Annotated in this window: 19 protein-coding genes; 11 read left to right on the forward strand and 8 right to left on the reverse strand. The window is 32.1% G+C overall.

What is annotated here, in order from left to right:
* Positions 1 to 42 precede the first annotated feature (42 nt).
* Positions 43 to 705 carry a spermidine synthase gene (locus VK164_RS05740; RefSeq protein WP_324208443.1) on the forward strand — a complete coding sequence of 221 codons (663 nt, stop codon included), beginning with the start codon at positions 43 to 45 and terminating at the stop codon, positions 703 to 705.
* Here the strand turns inward: VK164_RS05740 and VK164_RS05745 are convergent.
* Both VK164_RS05745 and VK164_RS05750 read right to left on the reverse strand, forming a co-directional pair.
* Complete coding sequence (locus tag VK164_RS05745) at positions 698 to 2,029, reverse strand: inorganic phosphate transporter (protein WP_324208444.1); 1,332 nt, start codon at positions 2,027 to 2,029, stop codon at positions 698 to 700. The two genes, VK164_RS05740 and VK164_RS05745, sit on opposite strands and share 8 nt — an antisense overlap.
* A gap of 24 nt (positions 2,030 to 2,053) precedes the next feature.
* On the reverse strand, positions 2,054 to 2,695 hold the full coding sequence (locus VK164_RS05750) for a DUF47 domain-containing protein (protein WP_324208445.1): 642 nt from the start codon (positions 2,693 to 2,695) through the stop codon (positions 2,054 to 2,056).
* Positions 2,696 to 2,854: 159 nt separating this feature from the next.
* Here VK164_RS05750 and VK164_RS05755 point away from each other — a divergent pair, with 159 nt between their 5' ends.
* Positions 2,855 to 4,483 (forward strand): acyl-CoA carboxylase subunit beta, encoded by a 1,629-nt coding sequence (locus VK164_RS05755; RefSeq protein ID WP_324208446.1) that lies wholly within the window; start codon positions 2,855 to 2,857, stop codon positions 4,481 to 4,483.
* A gap of 49 nt (positions 4,484 to 4,532) precedes the next feature.
* Here the strand turns inward: VK164_RS05755 and VK164_RS05760 are convergent, their stop codons facing one another.
* A complete protein-coding gene (locus VK164_RS05760; protein WP_324208447.1) occupies positions 4,533 to 6,464 on the reverse strand; it encodes an amino acid permease in 1,932 nt (643 codons plus the stop codon).
* A gap of 237 nt (positions 6,465 to 6,701) precedes the next feature.
* Here VK164_RS05760 and katG point away from each other — a divergent pair, with 237 nt between their 5' ends.
* The 5 genes from katG (at position 6,702) to VK164_RS05785 (ending at position 10,948) form a co-directional block, all read left to right on the forward strand.
* A complete protein-coding gene (gene katG / locus VK164_RS05765; RefSeq protein ID WP_324208448.1) occupies positions 6,702 to 8,876 on the forward strand; it encodes a catalase/peroxidase HPI in 2,175 nt (724 codons plus the stop codon).
* Positions 8,877 to 9,124: 248 nt separating this feature from the next.
* Complete coding sequence (locus VK164_RS05770; RefSeq protein ID WP_324208449.1) at positions 9,125 to 9,760, forward strand: peroxiredoxin; 636 nt, start codon at positions 9,125 to 9,127, stop codon at positions 9,758 to 9,760.
* Positions 9,761 to 9,835: 75 nt separating this feature from the next.
* Entirely contained in the window at positions 9,836 to 10,144 is a 309-nt protein-coding gene (locus VK164_RS05775) for a thioredoxin family protein (protein ID WP_324208450.1), read from the forward strand.
* A gap of 69 nt (positions 10,145 to 10,213) precedes the next feature.
* A complete protein-coding gene (locus VK164_RS05780; protein ID WP_324208451.1) occupies positions 10,214 to 10,471 on the forward strand; it encodes a DUF6952 family protein in 258 nt (85 codons plus the stop codon).
* 99 nt (positions 10,472 to 10,570) lie between these two features.
* Entirely contained in the window at positions 10,571 to 10,948 is a 378-nt protein-coding gene (locus tag VK164_RS05785; protein WP_324208452.1) for a DoxX family membrane protein, read from the forward strand.
* A 69-nt stretch (positions 10,949 to 11,017) separates the two neighbouring features.
* Here VK164_RS05785 and VK164_RS05790 read toward each other — a convergent pair whose 3' ends face one another.
* From VK164_RS05790 to VK164_RS05800, 3 genes are all read right to left on the reverse strand, one after another.
* Positions 11,018 to 11,482, reverse strand: coding sequence for a PEGA domain-containing protein (locus VK164_RS05790; RefSeq protein WP_324208453.1), 465 nt, complete (start codon positions 11,480 to 11,482; stop codon positions 11,018 to 11,020).
* A gap of 22 nt (positions 11,483 to 11,504) precedes the next feature.
* Positions 11,505 to 12,908, reverse strand: a complete 1,404-nt coding sequence (lpdA, locus tag VK164_RS05795) for a dihydrolipoyl dehydrogenase (RefSeq protein WP_324208454.1) — start codon at positions 12,906 to 12,908, stop codon at positions 11,505 to 11,507.
* Positions 12,909 to 13,009: 101 nt separating this feature from the next.
* On the reverse strand, positions 13,010 to 13,462 hold the full coding sequence (locus tag VK164_RS05800) for an Lrp/AsnC family transcriptional regulator (protein WP_324208455.1): 453 nt from the start codon (positions 13,460 to 13,462) through the stop codon (positions 13,010 to 13,012).
* 172 nt (positions 13,463 to 13,634) lie between these two features.
* Between VK164_RS05800 and VK164_RS05805 the strand changes: the two genes are divergently transcribed.
* The 4 genes from VK164_RS05805 to VK164_RS05820 all read left to right on the forward strand — a co-directional run bounded on the left by VK164_RS05805 (position 13,635) and on the right by VK164_RS05820 (position 19,877).
* Positions 13,635 to 14,837 carry an aminotransferase class I/II-fold pyridoxal phosphate-dependent enzyme gene (locus VK164_RS05805; RefSeq protein WP_324208456.1) on the forward strand — a complete coding sequence of 401 codons (1,203 nt, stop codon included), beginning with the start codon at positions 13,635 to 13,637 and terminating at the stop codon, positions 14,835 to 14,837.
* Between the two features lie 80 nt (positions 14,838 to 14,917).
* Positions 14,918 to 15,850, forward strand: a complete 933-nt coding sequence (locus VK164_RS05810; RefSeq protein WP_324208457.1) for a T9SS type A sorting domain-containing protein — start codon at positions 14,918 to 14,920, stop codon at positions 15,848 to 15,850.
* An 85-nt stretch (positions 15,851 to 15,935) separates the two neighbouring features.
* Positions 15,936 to 18,104, forward strand: coding sequence for a S9 family peptidase (locus tag VK164_RS05815; RefSeq protein WP_324208458.1), 2,169 nt, complete (start codon positions 15,936 to 15,938; stop codon positions 18,102 to 18,104).
* 78 nt (positions 18,105 to 18,182) lie between these two features.
* Positions 18,183 to 19,877: an RluA family pseudouridine synthase gene (locus tag VK164_RS05820; protein ID WP_324208459.1), complete on the forward strand. Its 1,695-nt coding sequence runs from the start codon at positions 18,183 to 18,185 to the stop codon at positions 19,875 to 19,877.
* A gap of 121 nt (positions 19,878 to 19,998) precedes the next feature.
* Here VK164_RS05820 and VK164_RS05825 read toward each other — a convergent pair whose 3' ends face one another.
* Together VK164_RS05825 and VK164_RS05830 are read right to left on the reverse strand one after the other, a co-directional pair.
* Complete coding sequence (locus tag VK164_RS05825) at positions 19,999 to 20,883, reverse strand: type IX secretion system membrane protein PorP/SprF (protein WP_324208460.1); 885 nt, start codon at positions 20,881 to 20,883, stop codon at positions 19,999 to 20,001.
* A 29-nt stretch (positions 20,884 to 20,912) separates the two neighbouring features.
* The coding region (locus tag VK164_RS05830; protein ID WP_324208461.1) for an HYR domain-containing protein at positions 20,913 to 23,211 on the reverse strand (2,299 nt) is incomplete at its 5' end.

Below are 23,211 nucleotides of genomic sequence, written 5' to 3' on the forward strand. Positions count from 1 at the left end.
GCAAAAATAAAATTATATTTACGATTACAAACAAAATCATCCATGATTAAGCAATTATTAAGTTATTTTTTGCCTATAAAAATTTACGAAACACAATCAACAGTTAGTTCAAACTTAGAAGTTACTTGGAATAATGGTAAACTTGTCTTAGATTCAAAACACACAAATTATTCATATGGTAGTTTAGAAAAAGTACTAAGAAGAGGATTTCAACAAATTGGTTATACAACTATTCTAGAAATGAAGTCTATCCTTTTACTAGGTGTGGCGGGTGGAAGCGCGATTAAAACGTTAATTGAAGACATCAACTATAAAGGGTTAATTACTGGTGTAGAAATTGATGAAGAAGTAATAAAAATTGCGAATACTTATTTTGGTCTAAATCAATATAAAAATGTAAATATTATTATCGATGATGCCCAAAAATATGTCGAAATAGATGATACTAAGTATAGTTTAATTATCATTGATATATTTGAAGATAGCAATATGCCTGATTTTTTATTTGAAGAAAAATTTATCAACAATATTAAAAAATCACTTGAAATAAATAGCTATATTTTATTTAATTTCATGATATTAAATGATTACGAAAAAAAATTCACTGCTTTCAAATCAAAATTTAATAGCAGTGAATTTAAAGTTGTGAATTTAGTGAATGTTGAAGAGTTTAATCAACTTCTTATCATTCAAAAAATTATATAAATATTTTCAATAGGAAATAAATTAGAGCCGCAAGAATCGCTGAAACAGGTATGGTTAAAACCCATGCCCACAATAACTTAACCGTTACACCCCAACGAACCGCCGAAACTCTTTTAGTAACTCCTACTCCAATAATTGAACCTGTAATTGTATGTGTTGTTGATACTGGAATTTTGAAATGTTCTGTAGTGAATAATGTTAGTGCTCCTGCAGATTCTGCTACAACTCCTTCAAAAGCAGTTACTTTTGTAATTTTAGACCCCATAGTCTTAACAATTTTCCATCCACCGCTTAATGTTCCTAAAGCAATTACAGTGTAACAAGTTAATGGGATCCAGCCTGGCATCACACCATCAATTTTAACACCATCTTTTTCTGAAGGTAAAACTACATTCAAGTCTAACCAACCTGCTGATAAATCAATATTTGGATTAGATTTGATATAAACCGCTACAGCTGCTGCAATAATACCCATAACTTTTTGTGAGTCATTTCCTCCATGTCCTAAACTAAATGCTGCTGAAGATAATAATTGCATCTTCTTTAAAACTGCCTCTGCTTTTGCTGTAGATAAACTACTGAAAAACAAATTAAAGATAGCTAAACTATAGAAAATAAATGCTACTAAAAACCATTTAATGTTATGTGGTTCTGTAATAACACTCCAAAATTCACTTTCAAATCTTGGTTTTTTTATTTCTTCATATGGAATCATTACTGAGTAGAGAAACCAAGCAACCAATAACATTAAAGTAACTGTAAATATTTTTGGAAATATATTTTTCTTAGAAGAATACATCAACCAGAGAGAAATACAATATGAAATTAGCATCCCTAGCAATGGCGCAAATACAATAAATAAAATTACAATTACCACACCTGAAGGCAATAATTCCCCTTCTTTAGCAGCTTTGAACCAATTTACAATTTTAAAACCAGCATGCTCTGGGTCGGTAACACTTGATAATCCGTGAGCAATTGCAGCACCAGCAAAACCACCAATAAGTGTGTGTGAAGATGATGATGGAATTCCTTTTAACCAAGTAATAATATTCCAAATAATAGCAGCAATAACACCTGCTAAAATTGTTGTCAAATCAATACTGCTTGTATGAGCAGTTTTAGCAACTGTGTCAGCAACACCAAAACCAAATACCCAATAAGCTAAGAAATTAAAGAATGCAGCCCAAAGTACCGCTTGAAAAGGCGTTAATACTTTTGTAGCAACAATTGTAGCAATCGAATTTGCCGCATCATGAAAACCATTGATGTAATCAAAAACTAAAGCTAAAAATATGATTATAATTAATATTGTAAAATCCATAATGGGTTTTTTAAAATTAAACTATTATGAATGTTTTACAGAAATTTGTTCCATTACATTAGAAACACTTTTACATTTGTCTGAAGCAGATTCTAAAGCAGATAATACTTCTTTATACTTGATAATGTTTTTAGCATCACTTTCGTTTTCAAAAATATCAGCTACAGCTTTATCAAAAACAACATCAGCTTTACTTTCTAATTTATTAATTCTTTTACAAGCTTCTTTAATAGCTTTGTGGTTCATATCTTTTAATTCTTTGATACCAACACCAATTAATTGACAAGCTTCTAAATTAATCTCTGTTAATTTTCTAATTGATTTTGTAATTTTTTCTACTTGATACAAACGCATTCTACTTGTAGCTCCTTGCATAAAATCTGCTACATTGTCCATTGATTTGATTAACGCGTGGATGTCTTCTCTATCAAATGGAGTAATAAAATTTTTACTCAATTCAATATTTGTTTTATGAGTAATTTCTTCAATATTGGCTTCTAATTCGTCAATTTTTTTAAAGTAGTTTTCTCTTTCACCTTTAGGAGCATTCACTGCTTCATGTAAGGTTTCTGCTAATAAAATTAAATTTGCCGAAGCTTGTTCGAAAAGTGGAAAGAACTTTTTATCTTTCGGAACAAAAAACTGAAAAATATTGTTTAATGACATTTTATTTGTATTTAAATTCAGTGCAAAAGTAATTTTCCAATGTTAAATTATCATTAACTTAACAATAATAAGAAGTTATTAAATTTAAGATTTAAAAATATTATATTTTTTCGATAACGTTTTCTTATTTTTACCATCCAATAAAACAACAAAACCCAAATGGACATTAATTTTAATAAAAACGAAGATTATAACAAACTTTTACTTTCTGATTTAAACAAAAAATTTGCTCAAGTTAAATTAGGCGGTGGAGAAAAAAGAATTGAAAAATTGCATGCAGAAGGTAAAATGACTGCTCGTGAGCGTATTGATTATCTATTAGATGAAAAATCAAAAAGCATAGAAATTGGTGCTTTTGTAGGTGACGGAATGTATAAAGAACACGGTGGATGTCCTTCTGGTGGTGTGGTTGTTAAGATTGGTTTCATCTCTGGAAAACAATGTATTGTTGTTGCAAATGATGCAACTGTAAAAGCAGGTGCTTGGTTTCCAATAACAGGAAAAAAGAACCTTCGTGCGCAAGAAATTGCAATGGAGAATAGATTACCTATTATTTACTTAGTAGATTCTGCAGGGGTATACTTACCTATGCAAGATGAAATTTTTCCAGATAAAGAACATTTTGGTCGTATTTTTAGAAATAATGCACACATGAGTAGCATGGGAATCACCCAAATTGCTGCAGTCATGGGAAGTTGTGTAGCAGGCGGTGCTTATTTACCTATTATGAGTGATGAAGCAATGATTGTTGATAAAACAGGTAGTATATTTTTAGCAGGTAGTTATTTAGTCAAAGCTGCCATTGGAGAAACAATAGACAATGAAACTCTAGGAGGAGCGACAACTCATTGTGAAATATCTGGAGTAACTGACTATAAAGCAAAAAACGACAAAGATGCTTTAGATCGTATTAAAAATATTGTAGGTAAAATAGGAGATTTCGACAAAGCTGGATACAATCGAGTGAAAGCTGAAAAACCAGCCTTAGAACCTAAAGATATTTATGGAATTATACCAAAATCGCGTGCCGACCAATATGATATGTATGAAATAATTAAACGCTTGGTTGATAATTCAGAATTTGATGAATACAAAGGTGATTATGGAAAAACGCTAATTACAGCCTATGCACGAATAGACGGTTGGGCAGTAGGAATTGTAGCAAACCAACGAAAAATTGTAAAAAATGCTAAAGGAGAAATGCAATTTGGCGGTGCAATTTATTCTGATTCTGCTGATAAAGCAACACGTTTTATTGCTAATTGTAATCAAAAGAAAATTCCTTTAGTTTTTATACAAGATGTTACCGGATTTATGGTTGGTTCAAAATCTGAGCATGGTGGAATTATTAAAGACGGCGCTAAAATGGTAAACGCAATGGCAAATTCAGTAGTTCCTAAATTCACAGTAATTGTCGGTAATTCATATGGTGCAGGAAATTATGCTATGTGTGGAAAAGCTTATGACCCAAGGCTAATATTTGCATGGCCAAGTGCAGAATTAGCAGTTATGGGCGGTACACAAGCTGCAAAAGTATTAGCACAAATTGAAGCTTCTTCGTTAAAAGCAAAAGGAGAAGTGATTGATGAAATAAAAGAGGCCGCATTATTTGATAAAATTAAAGCACGATACGACGAACAAGTTTCTCCATATTATGCAGCTTCTCGATTATGGACAGATGCAATTATTGATCCATTAGAAACCAGAAATTGGATTTCGATGGGAATTGAAGCTGCAAACCACGCACCTATTGAAAAACCCTTTAATTTAGGTGTAATTCAGGTGTAATCATTATATCATTAAAAAAAATCCCGATTTAATCGGGATTTTTTATATACTAATCTAAATTATTTTTTAAATTCAATTTACTATTCTTGTGACTAAATCCAAAGTAAATGATTAATCCTATTAGTAACCAAATAGTGAAGTAAATCCAATTCCATACACTCAATTCAGCCATCATATATAAACAACTTACTAATCCAAGTAATGGAATTAATGAAAGGTTTTGTCTCCATGACCATACTGCAAATGCTACTAATGATATCAAAAATATCCACATCGGAATTTTGTGTTTGAATAGCGCAAAACCACTTTCATACTTTATAGTATTATCAATTGGCAATGAATCAACAATATTTTTATATACTACTTCATCCTCAGAAAACTTACTTAGTACTTCTTCCAAATCAGCATTAGTTTCTTTTACTAAAGATTTTTCTTGTAAATAAGCCAAAACCTCTTTAGTTTGCGATTCTTCTAGAGAAGTTACAATTGTTGCTGCGTCATTAATTTGCTTTTCATTCATGATAAATCCCATTGTAGCCTGCTTATTTACTGTAAAGGCAATAGAAATACCTACAAAAATTAACAATGGAAATACATATTTAGAATTCACATAAGGTGTTTTAAATTTCCCTCTTGGAATATCGGTTCTATTTTGCAAAACCAAAACCCCTGCACAAACCAATACAAAAGCAAACAATGTTCCAATACTACATAAATCAGTGACCATAGTCAAATTCAAAAACAACGCTGGAACAGCCACTACAAATCCTGTAACAATAGTAGCGTAAGAAGGTGTTTTGTATTTTGGATGCACTTTAGAAAAACGTTTTGGTAATAACCCATCACGACTCATACTCATCCATATTCGAGGTTGTCCCATTTGAAAAACCAATAATACACTTGCCATTGCCACAACGGCACTCACAGCTATAATTCCAGACATCCATTTTAAATCTAATTTATCAAAAACAAATGCTAATGGATCGCCCACATTTAAATCTGCATAATTTACCATTCCTGTTAAAACTAAAGCGATTATTACATATAAAATTGTACATATAATAATTGCCCACATCATACCTCTTGGTAAATCACGTTGCGGGTCTTTACATTCTTCAGCTGTAGTTGAAATAGCGTCAAAACCAATGTAAGCAAAAAATACAGCAGAAACTCCTTTTAAAATACCACCTACTCCATTAGGAGCAAATGGGTCCCAATTTGCTGTATCAACATAAAATATTCCAACGGCGATTACCAGTAATATTATGCAAAGTTTTACTACAACCATTAAATTACTTGCATTACGTGATTCCTTCATCCCTCTGTAAACCAACCAAGTAATAACAACAATAATCAACAATGCTGGTAAGTCAGCAACTAAATGAAAACTACCAAGTGTTGGAGCTGTAGTCCAAGCGGTATAGGCAGATTTTAACCCATCTGATAAATTCTCGAAAGATTTTCCGCCGTTCATTAATGCAGTTGCTTCATCAAACCCTTTTGAGGCTGTTAAATAATCCATTTGAATCCATTGCGGTAAATGCATTCCTCCACTTTCAAGTAAGCCCGTAAAATAATCACTCCAAGATATAGCTACTGTAATGTTACCAATAGCATATTCCATTATTAATGCCCAACCTATTATCCAAGCAATAATTTCTCCAAACGCAACATATGAATATGTATATGCACTACCAGAAACGGGAACCATTGAGGCAAATTCTGCGTAAGCAAACGCTGCAAAACTACATGCAATGGCTGTAAAAATAAATAAGAAAATTACTGCTGGACCACCATCGGCACTCGCTTTTCCAATTGTACTAAAGATTCCTGCACCTATAATAGCTGCAATACCAAAAGCTGTTAAATCTCTAGCAGTCAAATGCTTACCTAATGAATGATGCCCGTCTGCCTCATTTTTTGCTACTTGCTTTAAAATATCATCAACTGTTTTTCTTCTGAATAAATTAGAAAAGTTCATATTTAATAGGTTGTTAGTATAAAATTTTTACGAAAAACAAATATAGGATTTTATTATTTAGAACAAATAAAAAAACAATTTTAGAAGATATAACTAAAATCTATTTTAAAATAAGAAATAAGCATAGATTATCTATAGATTCATCAGAAACGTTTTGTAAATTTGTTAAATCAATATTTTTTTTATTAAAAATAAATCAATTTTATAACATAAAAATTAAATAATCAATAAATAATCATGGAAAATTCAAACGACATTAGCAAATGCCCATTTCATCAAAATTTGGCATCAAAAGGAACTTCCAATCAAGATTGGTGGCCAAAATCGCTCAACTTAGATATACTTCATCAACACGATACTAAAACAAATCCGCTAGGTGAAAATTTTAATTATGCTGCCGAATTCAAGAAATTAGATTTAGAAGCTTTAAAAAATGACTTAAGAGCATTTATGCTTGACAGTCAAGATTGGTGGCCAGCCGATTGGGGTCATTATGGAGGCTTAATGATTCGCATGGCTTGGCATTCAGCAGGCACCTATAGAATTTCTGATGGTCGTGGCGGTGCAGGAACTGGAAACATCAGATTTGCACCTTTAAATAGCTGGCCCGATAATGGAAACTTAGACAAAGCCAGAAGATTATTGTGGCCTATCAAAAAGAAATATGGAAATAAAATTTCATGGGCTGATTTGATGATTTTAGCTGGAAATATGGCTTATGAATCTATGGGATTAAAAACCTTTGGTTTCGCAGGTGGACGTGAAGACATCTGGCATCCTGAAAAAGACGTGTATTGGGGAGCCGAAAAAGAATGGTTAGCAAAAACAGGAAGTGAAGGCAGTAGATATTCAGGAGAAAGGGATTTAGAAAATCCTCTAGCTGCTGTTATGATGGGATTAATCTATGTAAATCCAGAAGGAGTCGACGGTCAACCAAACCCATTAAAAACAGCACATGACGTTCGCATCACATTCAAACGAATGGCAATGAATGATGAAGAAACAGTTGCTCTAACTGCTGGTGGACACACAGTAGGAAAAGCCCATGGAAATGGTGACGCGTCTAAACTAGGTCCTGAACCAGAAGCTGGGGCTATTGAAAACCAAGGTTTTGGTTGGTTAAACCCAAACGGTGGCGGTGCTAATGCTGTAACAAGTGGTTTAGAAGGTTCTTGGACAACCCACCCTACTCGTTGGGATAATGAATACTTTTATTTGCTATTAAGCTATGATTGGGAATTAAAGAAAAGTCCAGCTGGTGCTTGGCAATGGGAACCTATCAATATCAAAGAAGAAGACAAACCTATTGATGCCCACAATCCATCAGTAAGAAGAAATCCAATCATGACCGATGCCGATATGGCAATGAAAATGGACCCAACTTACAGAGAAATTTCAGAGCGATTTTATAAAGATCCTACTTATTTTTCTGAAGTATTCTCAAGAGCGTGGTTTAAATTAACACACAGAGATTTAGGTCCAAAAGATCGTTATTTAGGAACTGATGTTCCAAAAGAAGATTTAATCTGGCAAGATCCTATTCCTTCAGTAGACTATACCTTATCTGATGCTGAAATTGAAGAATTAAAAATTAAATTATTAAACAGTGGATTAACAAGAACTGAACTAATCAACACTGCATGGGATAGTGCTAGAACGTATAGAGGTTCTGACTTTAGAGGAGGTGCAAATGGAGCAAGAATTCGATTGGAGCCTCAAAAAAATTGGATAGCCAATGAACCAGAAAGATTACAAAAAGTTTTAAATAAATTAGTTGAAATTCAGTCAGGTTTAAGTAAAAAAGTTAGCATCGCTGATTTAATTGTTTTAGGCGGAAGCGCAGCTGTTGAAAAAGCTGCTCAAGAAGGCGGATTTAATATAAAAGTTCCATTTCATGCTGGACGAGGTGATGCGTTGCAAGAAATGACTGATGTAGAATCTTTCGAAGTTTTAGAACCAACAAATGATGCTTTCAGAAACTTTATGAAATCAAATTATGTGGTAAAACCAGAAGAATTAATGCTAGACAGAGCACAACTACTAGGATTAACCGCTACTGAAATGACTGTTTTAATTGGAGGAATGCGTGTTCTTGGCACAAACTTTGGTGGAACAAAACATGGTGTTTTCACGAATAGTGAAGGTATTTTGAGCAATGACTTTTTTGTAAATCTTACTGATATGAATTATAGTTGGAAACCAGTTGGGGAGAACTTATACAATATTGTTGATAAAAAATCAGGTGCGACTATATGGACAGCTACAAGAGTTGATTTAATTTTTGGCTCTAATTCAGTTTTAAGAGCCTATGCAGAGGTATATGCTCAAGATGATAACAAAGAAAAATTTGTTCATGATTTTATAAAAGTTTGGACCAAAGTAATGAATTTAGATCGATTTGATTTGAAGTAAAAATAGTGTAAGTTATTATTTTTCTAATAGTATCATCACTTTTGATGATACTATTTTTTTATAAGTTTTTTTTTTGATACTAATTCATCAGAATATTATTTTATCCTTAACACAAATTTTCATAAGATTTTTTATCATAAATTTTTTCTATATACATATTTAAAAATATAATAAATATCATGTTTTATTAATCATTCTATTTGTAATTTCGCAATCAGAAAAACAACAATAATTTTAAATAAAAAATCATGGCATTAGTAGGAAAAAAATTCCCAAACATTACAGTTGACGCAATCTCTTTTATGGGAGACAACTTAAGAATTAACGTTTTAGAAGAAGCAGTTAACAACAAGAAAAAAGTAGTTTTATTTTGGTATCCAAAAGATTTTACTTTTGTATGTCCTACAGAATTACACGCTTTTCAAGCAGCTTTACAAGAATTTGAAAAAAGAAACACAATGGTGATTGGTGCTTCATGTGATACAAACGAAGTACACTTTGCTTGGTTAAATACTGCAAAAGACAACGGTGGAATCGAAGGTGTAACATACCCTCTTTTAGCAGATACAACAAGAAATTTATCTGCCGCTTTAGATATATTAGATTCAGAATGGGTTTATAACGAAGATTTAAATGACGAAATCTTAGAAGGTTCAAACGTAACTTTTAGAGCAACTTATTTAATTGACGAAGATGGAAAAATTTTCCATGAGAGCGTAAACGATATGCCATTAGGTAGAAATGTAAATGAGTACTTAAGATTAATTGATGCTTATACACATGTTCAAACTAAAGGTGAAGTTTGTCCAGCAAACTGGGAAGAAGGGAAAGATGCAATGAATGCTGACAGAAATAGTACTGCTGCTTATTTAGCTTCTCACTAATTCAATAACAAATAGCAATGACAATATTCAATACTTAAATTTTGATATTGTCGTTGCAATTGAAATTTAAAAAAAATGTTTACAGAAATAGAACAAGATAATTTAGCGGAAATAATAGCTTCAAATGAAGTAGTTGTAGTACAATATGCTGCCTCTTGGTGTGGTAATTGTCGTATTATGAAGCCTAAATTTAAAATGATGGCTTCACAAAACGAGAATATACCTTTTTTAATTGTAGATGCTGAAAAATTTCCTGAATCTAGAAAATTAGCAAAAGTGGATAATTTACCAACATTTGCAACATTTAAAAATGGAGCTTTAGTAAATCAAACACAAACTAACAAAGCTGAAGTTTTAGCTGAATTAGTTGCAGAAGTAGTTTAATTATAAGTTTCAAGTTTGTGAATACAACTAAAAACAACCTGAAACCTTAAACTTGAAACAAAAATAAATATGAAATTACCCATTATAAAACAGTTAACTCAATTTATTGAAGATAACGATCAAGATTATTTAGTTGAAACTATTGAAGTATTAGAAAATTTATGTGAAGTTTCCTCTTTAAAAGATGAGGAATTAGATGTAATAGGAGAACTAATATCAAATATGTATGGAGCACTTGAAGTACATCCATTGATAAAAAACGGTGCCGATAAAAAAACTGCTTTAAATGATTTTATGAAGCGTGTATTGGGCTCTATCGACAAATAACAGACTGTAAAAGAAATAATTAAGGTTGCCAAATTAGGCAACCTTTTTTTATTAAACATTTTTTATATCTTTGAGATACTAACCAAAATTTTTTAAACTATGAAAATTGCAACTATTATTGTTCGTGTACTTCTAGGAGCTATGATGTTATTTGCTTCTATTTCTTACTTTTTTAAAATTGGCCCACAGCAACCCGCTCCTACTGGAGATTTGGCTACTTTAATGACTGGTTTTATGGCATCAAAATATATTTTCCCTGTAGCAAAAACCATTGAATTATTAGCAGGATTAATGTTGGTAAGTGGAAAATTTAGCAGATTAGGCACTATTTTATTAATGCCGATTTCTGTGAATATTTTTCTTATTCACATGGTTGTCACTGGAACAGATATTCCGATGTCTACTGCAATTTTACTAGCGAATGTATTTTTAATTTATGCGTATTGGAATGATTTCAAAGTAATCGTAAAACCTTAATTTTATAAATTCAAATAAAAAAGCCCAAATTTCATTTGAAATTTGGGCTTTTTTATTTGAATTTATAAACTATTTCAATTCTATATTACCGATTTTTTCCCAATTTTCATCGGCAACTAAAACAACTCCAATATAAGTGTCGTTTTTCTTATTCATTACAACACCATTTGCTAATTGCGCATTAACTTGTTTAGGGGTTAATTTATACATTGCACCAGAACTAGCATCTATAATTAAACCTATAATTCCACCAAAAGCGATGTTACCCCATACCCAACCATTTGTTTTTCTAGTTAAAGTCAACTCATAGGGTTTGTAACCTTGTAACTCAATTCTAACTTTTTGATCTTTTTTACTTCTTTCTAATTTAGTTGTAACTGGAGTTACTCCCAAATTAGCACCATCTACGTATACAATTGCACCTGCTGGAGTAGAATTAAATTCGATTTTTTGTTGACTACCAGATATAATTGATGCACAACTTGGTAATAATAATGAAATTGCGAAGGCAGAGATAAAAAATGTTTTCTTCATAAAAAATATAAATAGTAATTAATTACACGTGTAATGCTCTATTTTCAGTTGCTGCTAACGCTGCTTCTTTGATAGCTTCTGCAAACGTTGGGTGTGCGTGTGACATTCTTGAAATATCTTCTGCACTTGCTCTAAATTCCATAGCTGTAACTGCTTCTGCAATTAAATCAGCACATCTTGCTCCAATCATGTGAACACCTAATACTTCATCGGTTTTTGCATCGGCTAAGATTTTTACAAATCCATCAGTGTCCCCTCCTGCTCTTGCTCTTCCTAATGCTTTGAATGGAAAACTTCCTGCTTTGTAAGCTACTCCATCAGCTTTTAATTGCTCTTCTGTTTTACCAACTGCGGCAACTTCAGGCCAAGTGTAAACTACGCCTGGAATTAAATTATAATCAAGATGTGGTTTTTGTCCTGCTAAAATTTCTGCAACTAAAACACCCTCTTCTTCCGCTTTGTGTGCTAACATGGCTCCACGAACCACATCACCAATTGCATAAATATTTGAAGCCGAGGTTTGTAAATGATCGTTTACTTCAATTTGACCTCTTTCGGTAACTTTTACACCAGCTTTTTCAGCATTTAAACCATCTGTATAAGGACGACGACCAACAGAAACTAATGAATAATCACCTTCTAATGTGATGATTTCTCCTTTAGCGTTTTCTGCTTTAACCGTTACAATATCTCCAGCTCTTTCTACCGATTGAACTTTGTGAGACGTGTAGAATTTCATACCTTGTTTTTTCAACACTTTAGTCAATTCTTTTGACAAAGCAGCATCCATTCCTGGAATAATTCTGTCCATAAATTCTACTACAGAAACTTGTGCTCCTAAACGTAAATATACTTGACCTAATTCGATTCCGATAACACCACCACCAATAATTACTAGGTGTTTAGGAACTTCTTTTAGTTTCAAAGCTTCTGTAGAAGTGATGATTCTATCTTTATCTAATTTGATAAATGGTAAGCTTGATGGTTTAGAACCTGTAGCAATAATAATATTTTTAGATTCGATAATTTCTGAAGAACCATCTTCTTTAGTCACTTTTACAGAAGTAGCGCTTTCAAACGAACCTACTCCATTGAAAACTGTGATGTTGTTTTTGTCCATTAAGAATTTTACACCACCCGAAGTTTGATCCACAACTGCTTGTTTACGAGCAATCATTTTTTCTAAATTCACTTTTACTTCTCCCGAAACTTCAATTCCGTGGTCAGCAAAGTGTTGTAACTCTTCGTAATGATGAGAAGATGCTAATAATGCTTTCGATGGAATACATCCTACATTTAAACAAGTTCCTCCAAGAGTTGAATATTTTTCAATAATAGCTGTTTTAAAACCTAATTGGGCACAACGGATAGCAGAAACATATCCTCCAGGTCCAGAACCTATAATGGTTACATCAAATTGACTCATGATTTTATATAAAGTTTGTTGTTTGACTTAAATTCGGATACAAAAGTAACGCTTTTTGAATTAATTATTTACAGATAAATTGGTAAATTATTATAGCTAATCTACAAAGTAAAAGCGGTTGTATTTTTAACTTCTCCTATCATAAACGAACTGTGCGTACTACCAATATGCTGCAATCCTGTTAGTTTAGTCACCATAAATTCACGATATTCATCCATATCTTTCACATTTACTTTCAAAATATAGTCATAATCACCACTCACATGAAAACATTCTAACACTTCATCAAGTTTAACAACTTCGCTTTCAAATGTATGAATCAAATCTTTGGTATGCTGAATTAACTTAATGTGACAAAATACAACAAACGCTTTCTCAATTTTATTTCGATCTAAAATAGCAACATACTTGCTAATTACGCCTTCACGTTCTAACTTTTTAATACGTTCGTAAACAGCAGTTACCGAAAGATTTAAAACCATGGATAGTTCTTTGGTTGTTTTTTTAGTATCTTCTTGAAGTAATCCTAATAATTTTTTATCAATTGCATCCATTAATTAAAGTATAAGTGTTTTTGTTTTAAATTACTTATAGGGATATTTTTAGTTTTATTATCTACAAAAATAGCTATTTAATGAATAAAAAACTAATTTTAATCCAAAGTATTGAAAAATAAATTAGTATTTCGGAAGTTTGAAAACTATTAAACAACTAAACTTCAAATTTATGAAAAATTTCAATCCAGCTGACCGCATACAAGATTTACAATATTTTGGTGAATTTGGTGGTGTAAATCCATCTATTTCAGATAGTTCTACCTATACTTTCCTTTCTGCAAAAACTATGTTCGATACTTTTGAAGGTAATGCTGAAGGATGTTATTTATACTCACGTCATTCTTCACCAAGTAATCTATACTTAGACAAAGCACTAGCTGCAATGGAAGGAACCGAATCGGCAAATGTTGCTGCTTCAGGTATGGGTGCTATTACTCCAACTCTTTTGCAATTATGTGGAAACGGTGATCATATTGTTTCTAGTCGAACAATCTATGGCGGAACGTATGCTTTTTTAAAGAACTTTGTTCCAAGAATGGGGATCAAAGCAACATTTGTTGACATTACAAAATTGGATGTTGTTGAAGCTGCAATTACTCCAAATACGAAAGCTTTATACTGTGAAACCGTTAGTAATCCGTTATTAGAAGTTGCGGATATTGCTTCATTAGCTAAAATTGCTAAAAAACACAATATAAAATTGGTAATTGACAATACATTTTCTCCTTTATCAGTTGCACCAGCGAAACTAGGTGCTGATATTGTTATACATTCGCTAACAAAATACATTAACGGAAGTAGTGATACAGTTGGTGGTGTAGTTTGTGCTTCACAAGAATTTATTAACAGTTTAAAAAATGTAAACGATGGAGCAAGTATGCTTTTAGGACCAACAATGGATAGTTTACGTTCGGCATCTGTAATGAAAAACTTAAGAACATTACACATTAGAATGAAACAACATAGCCACAACGCAATGTATTTGGCAAACAAATTTGAAGCAGACGGAATTAAAACAGTTTATCCAGGTTTAGCTAGTCATCCAAGTCATGAAATCTACAAGACCATGATTAATGAAGAATATGGTTTTGGAGGTATGATGACGATTGATGTGGGAACTTTAGATAAAGCCAATGCACTAATGGAATTAATGCAAGAAAGAAACTTAGGATATTTAGCAGTAAGTTTAGGTTTTTACAAAACATTATTTAGTGCCCCAGGAACTTCCACATCATCAGAAATTCCGTTAGAAGAACAAAAAGAAATGGGTTTAAGTGATGGTTTAATTCGTTTCTCAATTGGTTTGGATAATGATATAGAAAGAACTTATGAAATGATGAAACAATGTATGGTTGAATTAGGTGTTTTATAATTTCAATCCGATTTAAAATAATAATCCGATTTAGTAATGAATCGGATTTTTTTGTAATTTTATGTTTTAATAACATGTATATGTGTAAATATTTCTTATTTATTTTAGGATTTTCATTTTTATCTAATGCACAAAATATAACATTTACTGATGCAAATTTTAAAAATGCTTTGGTAAATACGATTTGTATTAATAATGATGCAAATCCTGGGGCTGATATTGATGCTGATGTTAATAATGACGGTGAAATTGAATTTTCGGAAGCTCTATTAGTAACTAACCTTTCAATTAACAATCAAAATATATCAAACATTGATGAAATTATTTATTTTTCAAACTTACAATATTTGTCTTGTTCGCAAAATTTCATTTCTTCAATTGAATTTTTTAATAATATTACTCTACAATCTTTGTTTTGTAATGACAATTTAATTACCACTTTAACTTTAAATAATTTACCAAATTTAACAAACCTATATTGTAGTGGAAACTTAATAACAACTATAGACCTAAGTAGTACAGGCTTTGTACAAGGAGATTTTTCTAATAACATCAACTTACAAACTGTTCAATTAAAAAATGGAATAACAAATTCTTGCATAATTTTATTAATGCAAGGAATTGATTACACTTGTTCGATGTTTTTAAATTGTCCTTCATTAGTTCATGTTTGCTTAGATCAACAAGATTTAGATTCATCAATGTTTTATTCAAGTTCTCCACAAGAACTTGTAACTTTTAATACAAATTCAAATTGTGCATTGAGTAATGAAAATTTCCAAAATAATGAAATAAAAATATACCCAAATCCATTTAATGATTATTTGAAACTATCAACAGAAACAAACTTAAATATTAAAAGAATAACAATTTATAACTCATTAGGTCAAATTGTTAATACGAATACTTCAAATTTTGAACACATCGATGTTTCCAAACTAAAAACAGGATATTATTTCATTGAAATAGTTACTAATGAAGGTAAAAAGATAGAAAAAATAATAAAACAATAAAATTTAATCCGATTTAGCAATGAATCGGATTTTTTTGTAACAATTATTTGATTTTAAATACTAATACAAAAATAATTTATTAGTAATGAAAAAATATATCCTAAGTTTTCTATTGGTCGGAAGTTTTGCTGTAGGGCAAAATTTAACCATTGAAGAAACTGTTTTTGGGCCAAGAAAATATGCTCCAACAACTCAAACCGCACAACAATGGCGAAAAGACTCAAAGTCAATCACTTATTTAAGTTCCGATTTTTCTACTCTTGTTGAAAAAAGTGCTACAAATGGATGGAATGCAACAAATTTAGCTACTAAAACTGAGTTTGAATCCGCTTTGAAATCAAAATTAACTGCTGACGAATTTACGCTTAGAACATTCCCATTTGCAATAGAATGGAAAACTTCTAACACTTTTGAAACTGAAGTTTCTGGCAAAAAAAACAATTATAAAGTAACTTATGATGTAGTTACAAAACAAATTACTTCGGTAGTTAGTTATTCTAATGAAGGTGCTCAGGCAAAATTTGCCTCAAATAATAACGTTGCTTGGTTATTAGATAACAACATTAGAATTACAACTCCTTCAGGTCAAGTTATTGAAGTGACAAATGACGAAAATAAAGCAATTGTAAATGGTTCTGATTATGTACACCGTCAAGAATTTGGCATCGATAGAGGTATGTGGTGGAACGAAAAAGGAACACAATTAGCGTTTTATCGTAAAGATGAAAGCATGGTGGCAAATTACCCACTTACTAATTGGAACGAACGCGAAGCTACTAATAAAGACATAAAATATCCAATGTCAGGAATGACTAGTGAAAATGTAACTTTGGTTATCTATGATGTAAGCTCAGGAAAAAAAATAACTATTCAAACAGGAGAACCTAAAGAACAATATTTAACAATGGTTTCTTGGGAACCAACTGGGAAACACATTTTTATTGGTATTTTAAATCGTGAACAAAACCACTTGAAATTCAACAAATATGATGTTACAACAGGTGCCTTTGTAAAAACATTATTTGAGGAAAAAGCATCAACATGGGTTGAGCCACAACATCCTTTAACTTTTGTTCCTAATAATCCTTCACAGTTTATTTATCAAACCGATTTCTTTGGTTTCAACCAAATGTATTTGTATAATACCGAAGGTAAATTATTGAAAAACTTAGGTTTTAAAGATGTTGTTGTAAAAGAAGTACTAGGTTTCGATGCTTCAAACACAAAAATAAATTACATTGGAACTACCAATAATGGACTAGACCGTCAATTGTTTCAAGTAGATTTAAAATCAGGAAAAACAATTCAGTTAACTACAATTTCCGGAACACATGCGGCTTCAATTTCTTCTGATGGAACTATGATTTTAGATCAATACAGCAACTTAACAACTCCAAACGAAATTTCCATTTTAAATATCAAAAATAAAATGGCGAATACTACTTTAGTAAAAGCTGAAAATCCTTTCACTGGGAAAATTGATTTGCCTAAAATTGAATTCGTAACCTTAACTTCTCCTGATGGTAAAACACCTTTAAATGGAAGATTGATTTATCCAGCCAACTTTGATGCTACTAAAAAATATCCTGTGATGGTATATGTATATGGTGGTTCTCACGCACAATTAGTCAATAATCGTTGGCTAGGCGGAGCTGGATATTTTGATATCTACATGGCTCAAAAAGGCTATGTTGTATTTACATTAGACAATAGAGGAAGTGATTCTCGTGGAAAAAAATTCTGTGAGGTTACCCATAGAAATTTAGGTGTAAACGAAATGGCTGACCAAATGAAAGGAATTGAATTCTTAAAATCAAAATCTTTTGTTGATGCGGATAAAATTGGAGTTTTTGGTTGGAGTTTTGGTGGTTTCATGACAACTTCATTAATGACAAATCATGCTGATGTTTTTAAAGTTGGTGTTGCAGGTGGACCAGTTATCGATTGGAAATATTACGAAATTATGTATGGAGAGCGTTATATGGATATGCCGCAAGAAAACCCAGAAGGATATGAAAAAACTTCTTTATTGAACAAAGCAAAAGACTTAAAAGGAAGATTATTAGTTATCCATGGCGCTCAAGATCCAGTAGTAGTGCAACAACACAGTATGAACTTTATAGAATCATGTATCAAAGCGGGAAAACAAGTTGATTATTTCTTATACCCTAATCACGAACATAATGTAAGTGGTAAAGATAGAATTCACATGTATGCAAAAATTGCCGATTATTTTGATGTGCATTTGAAATAAAAAAACTAATTATTAGTTTATAAAAAAGTTGGTTATGTATTGCATAACCAACTTTTTTATTTGTATTACCTTTGCGCTATGGTAACTAATTTATTTCAAAGATTTAAAACTGATATTTCTGGTATAGAATTACCTGAAAAATTTACTTTTCCGTTTTATTATGAACCTCACATATTGAGCAAAATTGCGGCTCAAGAATTACAAAATTATTTACAATCACAAACGGACTTTGAACATAATTTTGGTTTAGAGGAAAATCAAAAAGGCTTAATTATTGGAAAAATGTTTGGTGTTTTGGTTTGTCAAAACAAAGAAGGAGAATTGGGATATTTGTGGGCTTTTTCAGGAAAGCTTGCTAATGTAAATCACCTTCCCTATTTTGTTCCTACCATTTTTGATATGTTGCACGAGGATGGTTTTTTTAGAAAAGAAGAAGAAATCTTAAATTCCATTAATCGTCAAATTGAATTTTTAGAAAATTCAGACGAACTTCGAACCAAAGAAATTCAATTACAAGCTACAAAAATTGAAGCTGCAACAGATATTCAAAATCAAAAAAATAAAATCAAAAGACTAAAAATTGAACGTGACGAGAAAAGAAATTCATTCACTAATTTATCTTTATCTGAAAATGGCACGAGCAATCGTGAACTTGCAAAGCAAACCTTAGAGCATGAACTTTCGGAAGAGAGCAAAAGAGAAAGCATTTTACTAAAGAAAATGACTAAATATTGGAATTTCCAAATCATGAATGCTCAAAAAGAAGTTGATTTATTTTTGGATAAAATCAATTCTCTTAAAGAAGAACGCAGACAGAAATCGGGTACATTACAACAAAAACTATTTGCCGAGTATTCATTTTTAAATCTATATGGTGAACGAAAAAGTATTGGAGAAATATTTGACAACAATCCACCAGCTGGTGCTGGAGAATGTGCCGCACCAAAATTGTTACATTATGCTTTTAACCATCAATTTAAACCTATAGCTATGGCAGAGTTTTGGTGGGGACAATCGCCAAAATCAGAAATTAGAAAGCACAAGCAATTTTATCCAGCTTGTAAAAGTAAATGTGAACCCATTTTACTTTCTCATATGTTAAAAGGGTTAGATATGTATGCTAATCCGTTTCAGGAAAATCCAGCAGAAGGAAAAGAAATTGAAATTGTGTACGAAGATGAAATATTACTCGTGGTTAATAAACCTGCCGAATTTTTGTCAGTTCCCGGAAAAATTATTACTGATTCCGTTTATCAAAGAGTTAAAAAACTTTATCCAAATGCAACAGGTCCTTTAATTGTACATCGCTTAGACATGTCTACTTCTGGCTTATTATTAATTGCAAAAAATGAAGAAGCTTATAAGCAATTGCAAAGTCAATTTATCAAACGAACTATTAAAAAACGTTATGTTGCTCTATTGGATGGTATAATTAATAAAAATGAAGGTGTTATTGAATTACCACTTCGAGTAGATTTAGACGACAGACCTAGACAATTAGTTTGTTATGAACATGGCAAATTTGCACAAACAAGATGGGAAGTTATAGCAATAGAAAATAATAAAACCAGAGTACACTTCTATCCTATTACTGGGCGAACACATCAACTTAGGGTTCATGCTTCACATGAATTAGGCTTGCATACTCCAATTGTCGGAGATGATTTATATGGTACCAAATCCAATCGACTACACTTACATGCTGAATACTTAACATTTATGCATCCTATTTCAAAAGAAGAAATCACAATTCAAAAAGCAGCTGAGTTCTAAAATTCTTTATTTTTTAATTAGATTAAAAAAACTACCCCCAACTGAATAAATCAATTGAGGGTAGCTGTTAATTAAATAAATAAATCAACTAAACAGTTTTCAGTATTATGAGTTTAAATCATTAAAATTTAAACTTTATAAAAAATTCATTCGAACCATTGGCTCTACCTAAAAGTTCACTTCTTAGACTATACTCGTAAGCATAACCCAACATCATTTTCTTACTAACTCTTACTTGAGCCATTCCAGCCAAAGATTTATCTGTACGATAAGTAGCTCCTAAATGAAATACTTCATCGAAAATAGTTGTAGCTGTGAAATCTGTTGAAAATGGGGCTCCATTTACATAACGAACCATAAATGATGGAACTAAATCAACCGTTGAACTCAACATAAAATTATATCCTCCAGATACATAATAATGTACCCTATCTGTAGATACTGTAGCATAGCCATCTTCATTTTTTGCTCGCTCAGTATTTAACATTCTTGGAGTTGATAAGGATAAATAAAATTTATTATGTTTTAGGTAAAAACCTACTCCTACATTTGGATTAAATCTTGAAATTGATGCCAAACTAGGGTCTGCAATCACATTATAAGTTTCTAATCCCTCTGTATTTACTTCATAATTGTTCCCTCCTGCTTTAATACCCATATATAAATCTAACTTCTCTGAAAGCTTTACTTGATATGAGAAATCGATAGCAACAAAAGATTGTTTCTCTATAAATACCTTATCATGGATATAAGAAATACCTATTGCTAATTTTTTATTCCCTAATGGAGTCATAAATGATACTGCTTGTGTTGAAGGAGCATCCTTAATTCCTGTCCATTGCTGTCTTATCGATGATTGAAAACTAGCACTATCATCCGAACCTACAAATGCCGGATTTACCAAATTCAAATGACTTTTATAGAAAGTAATCATACTTTCTTGCTGAGCTAATAGGCTACTGCTTGTTAAAAGCAGTAGTCCTAATAGAATAATTGTTTTTTTCATAATTTGTTTCATTTCCTAATGTGACACGATTATTTTCTAGAGATATATAACCAACCATCATAATCAACAGTTCCATTTCCATCCAAATCAATTTGATAGTAATATGAACCTCCATCTGGTAAAGATTGGTCACGGTTTTTATAATGTCCATCCCACTCATTTTGATAACCTCTAGCATTAAATACTAGGTCACCCCAACGATTAAATACTCTAACAGTATTATTTGGATGGCTTTGAATGTTATAAATCATCCAAGTATCATTAATTCCATCTCCATTAGGGGTAATAGCTTCAGAAATATTGATCTCAATAGTATCACATACATCACCTATACCGTCATTATCTCTATCCTCTTGACCAGGATTGTATATAAATGGACAGTTATCATCTGTATCTAAAACACCATCATTATCATCATCGTCATCACAAATATCACCCATACCGTCTTGTTCATTATCTGCTTGGTTTGGATTATAAACGAATTGACAATTATCATCTTCATCTGCTATTCCATCATTATCATCATCATCATCACAATTATCATTGCTTCCGTCTTGATCATTATCATCTGCTGTAGACACTACAGTTACAATTGCGGTTCCAGTTGCTATATTTCCATTAACATCTGTTACTGTCAATATTACTGTATTAGCTCCTAAATCATTACAATTAAAGTCTAAAACATTTACTGAAATACTTGCAATTCCACAATTATCAAATGATCCATTATCAATCATATCTGCAGTAATTGATGCATCCCCAAAACTATCTAACTCTATACTAATATTTTGAGTAACTACTGTTGGTAAAATTGCGTCAATAACAGTTACAATGGCTGTGTTTGTTGCAGTATTACCATTTACGTCAGTTATTGTTAATGTAACTATATTAGCCCCTACATTTGCGCATGTGAAACTTGATGGACTTACACTCATTGTACTTATTGCACAATTGTCGAATGAACCATTATTAACATTAGCAGCTGTAATACTTACTTGACCATTAATGTCTAAAGCAATAGTAATAGGCTGTGTTAGTACTGTTGGAACTGTTGCATCTGTTACTGTTACTAATTGTGTAGCAGTTGCTATATTTCCAGAACCATCAACTACTGTCCACGTAACTGTAGTAGCTCCTAATGGGAATGCTACTGGAGCATTATTTGTCACACTAACGACAGAACAATTATCTGTTGCTACTGGATTACCTAAAACAACTCCTGTTGCTGTACAAGCTGTGTTTGTAGTTACATTTAATGCTATTGGAGCTACGATGGTAGGCAATTGTATATCTTCAACTACTACCGTTTGTGTTGCTGTAGATACATTTCCTGAACCATCAACTACCGTCCAAGTAACTGTTGTTGTTCCTAATGGGAACGAAGCTGGCGCATTGTTAGTAACACTTACCACTGAACAATTGTCAGAAGTTACTGGTGTTCCTAATACAACATTTACGGCATAACATCCATTGTTTGTTGCAACAGTTACAGCTGTTGGTGCTGTAATAATTGGCATAGTTGTATCTGTAACAGTAACTAGTTGATTAGCTGTATTCACATTACCTGAAGCATCAACAATTGTCCACGTTACTGTAGTTGTTCCTAATGGGAACGCTACTGGTGCATTATTGGTTACACTTGCTACTGAACAATTATCCGCTGTTACTGGCGTACCTAATACAACGCCGGTTGCAGTACAACCTGTATTGGTGGTTATATTGACTCCTGTTGGAGCTATAATTGTTGGTAAAGTAGTATCAATAACTGTTACTAATTGTGTAGCAGTTGTTATATTTCCAGATGCATCTACTACGGTCCATGTTACGGTTGTAGTTCCTAATGGGAATGCTGCTGGTGCATCATTAGTTAAACTTGCTACTGAACAGTTGTCTAATACCACTGGATTACCTAATACTAACCCTACTGCTGTACAACCTGAATTTGTTGTGGTATTGATAGCAATTGGTGCTACGATAAATGGAGCAACAGTATCTACAATCGTTACGATTTGTGTTGCAGTAGATACATTTCCTGAATTATCAGTTACTGTCCATGTCACAGTTGTATTTCCTATAGGGAATACAAAAGGAGCATTATTAGTAAGACTTACAATTGAACAGTTATCTGCTATTGCTGGTGTACCTAACATTACATTTACTGCAAAACATCCAATGTTTGCTGGCCAAGTAATAGCTGCTGGTGCTGTAATTGTTGGTACAACAACATCTGTTACTGTAACTAATTGTGTAGCAGTAGCCGTATTACCTGAACCATCTACTACAGTCCATGTTACAGTGGTTGTGCCTAATGGGAACACTGCTGGTGCA

This window comes from Flavobacterium sp. (assembly GCF_035299005.1).
GTDB lineage: Bacteria > Bacteroidota > Bacteroidia > Flavobacteriales > Flavobacteriaceae > Flavobacterium.

Coding starts and splice junctions, on each gene's coding strand:
- VK164_RS05740 (WP_324208443.1), top strand. CDS start 43: ATGATTAAGCAATTATTAAGTTATTTTTTGCCTATAAAAATTTACGAA.
- VK164_RS05745 (WP_324208444.1), bottom strand. CDS start 2,029: ATGGATTTTACAATATTAATTATAATCATATTTTTAGCTTTAGTTTTT.
- VK164_RS05750 (WP_324208445.1), bottom strand. CDS start 2,695: ATGTCATTAAACAATATTTTTCAGTTTTTTGTTCCGAAAGATAAAAAG.
- VK164_RS05755 (WP_324208446.1), top strand. CDS start 2,855: ATGGACATTAATTTTAATAAAAACGAAGATTATAACAAACTTTTACTT.
- VK164_RS05760 (WP_324208447.1), bottom strand. CDS start 6,464: ATGAACTTTTCTAATTTATTCAGAAGAAAAACAGTTGATGATATTTTA.
- katG (WP_324208448.1), top strand. CDS start 6,702: ATGGAAAATTCAAACGACATTAGCAAATGCCCATTTCATCAAAATTTG.
- VK164_RS05770 (WP_324208449.1), top strand. CDS start 9,125: ATGGCATTAGTAGGAAAAAAATTCCCAAACATTACAGTTGACGCAATC.
- VK164_RS05775 (WP_324208450.1), top strand. CDS start 9,836: ATGTTTACAGAAATAGAACAAGATAATTTAGCGGAAATAATAGCTTCA.
- VK164_RS05780 (WP_324208451.1), top strand. CDS start 10,214: ATGAAATTACCCATTATAAAACAGTTAACTCAATTTATTGAAGATAAC.
- VK164_RS05785 (WP_324208452.1), top strand. CDS start 10,571: ATGAAAATTGCAACTATTATTGTTCGTGTACTTCTAGGAGCTATGATG.
- VK164_RS05790 (WP_324208453.1), bottom strand. CDS start 11,482: ATGAAGAAAACATTTTTTATCTCTGCCTTCGCAATTTCATTATTATTA.
- lpdA (WP_324208454.1), bottom strand. CDS start 12,908: ATGAGTCAATTTGATGTAACCATTATAGGTTCTGGACCTGGAGGATAT.
- VK164_RS05800 (WP_324208455.1), bottom strand. CDS start 13,462: ATGGATGCAATTGATAAAAAATTATTAGGATTACTTCAAGAAGATACT.
- VK164_RS05805 (WP_324208456.1), top strand. CDS start 13,635: ATGAAAAATTTCAATCCAGCTGACCGCATACAAGATTTACAATATTTT.
- VK164_RS05810 (WP_324208457.1), top strand. CDS start 14,918: ATGTGTAAATATTTCTTATTTATTTTAGGATTTTCATTTTTATCTAAT.
- VK164_RS05815 (WP_324208458.1), top strand. CDS start 15,936: ATGAAAAAATATATCCTAAGTTTTCTATTGGTCGGAAGTTTTGCTGTA.
- VK164_RS05820 (WP_324208459.1), top strand. CDS start 18,183: ATGGTAACTAATTTATTTCAAAGATTTAAAACTGATATTTCTGGTATA.
- VK164_RS05825 (WP_324208460.1), bottom strand. CDS start 20,883: ATGAAAAAAACAATTATTCTATTAGGACTACTGCTTTTAACAAGCAGT.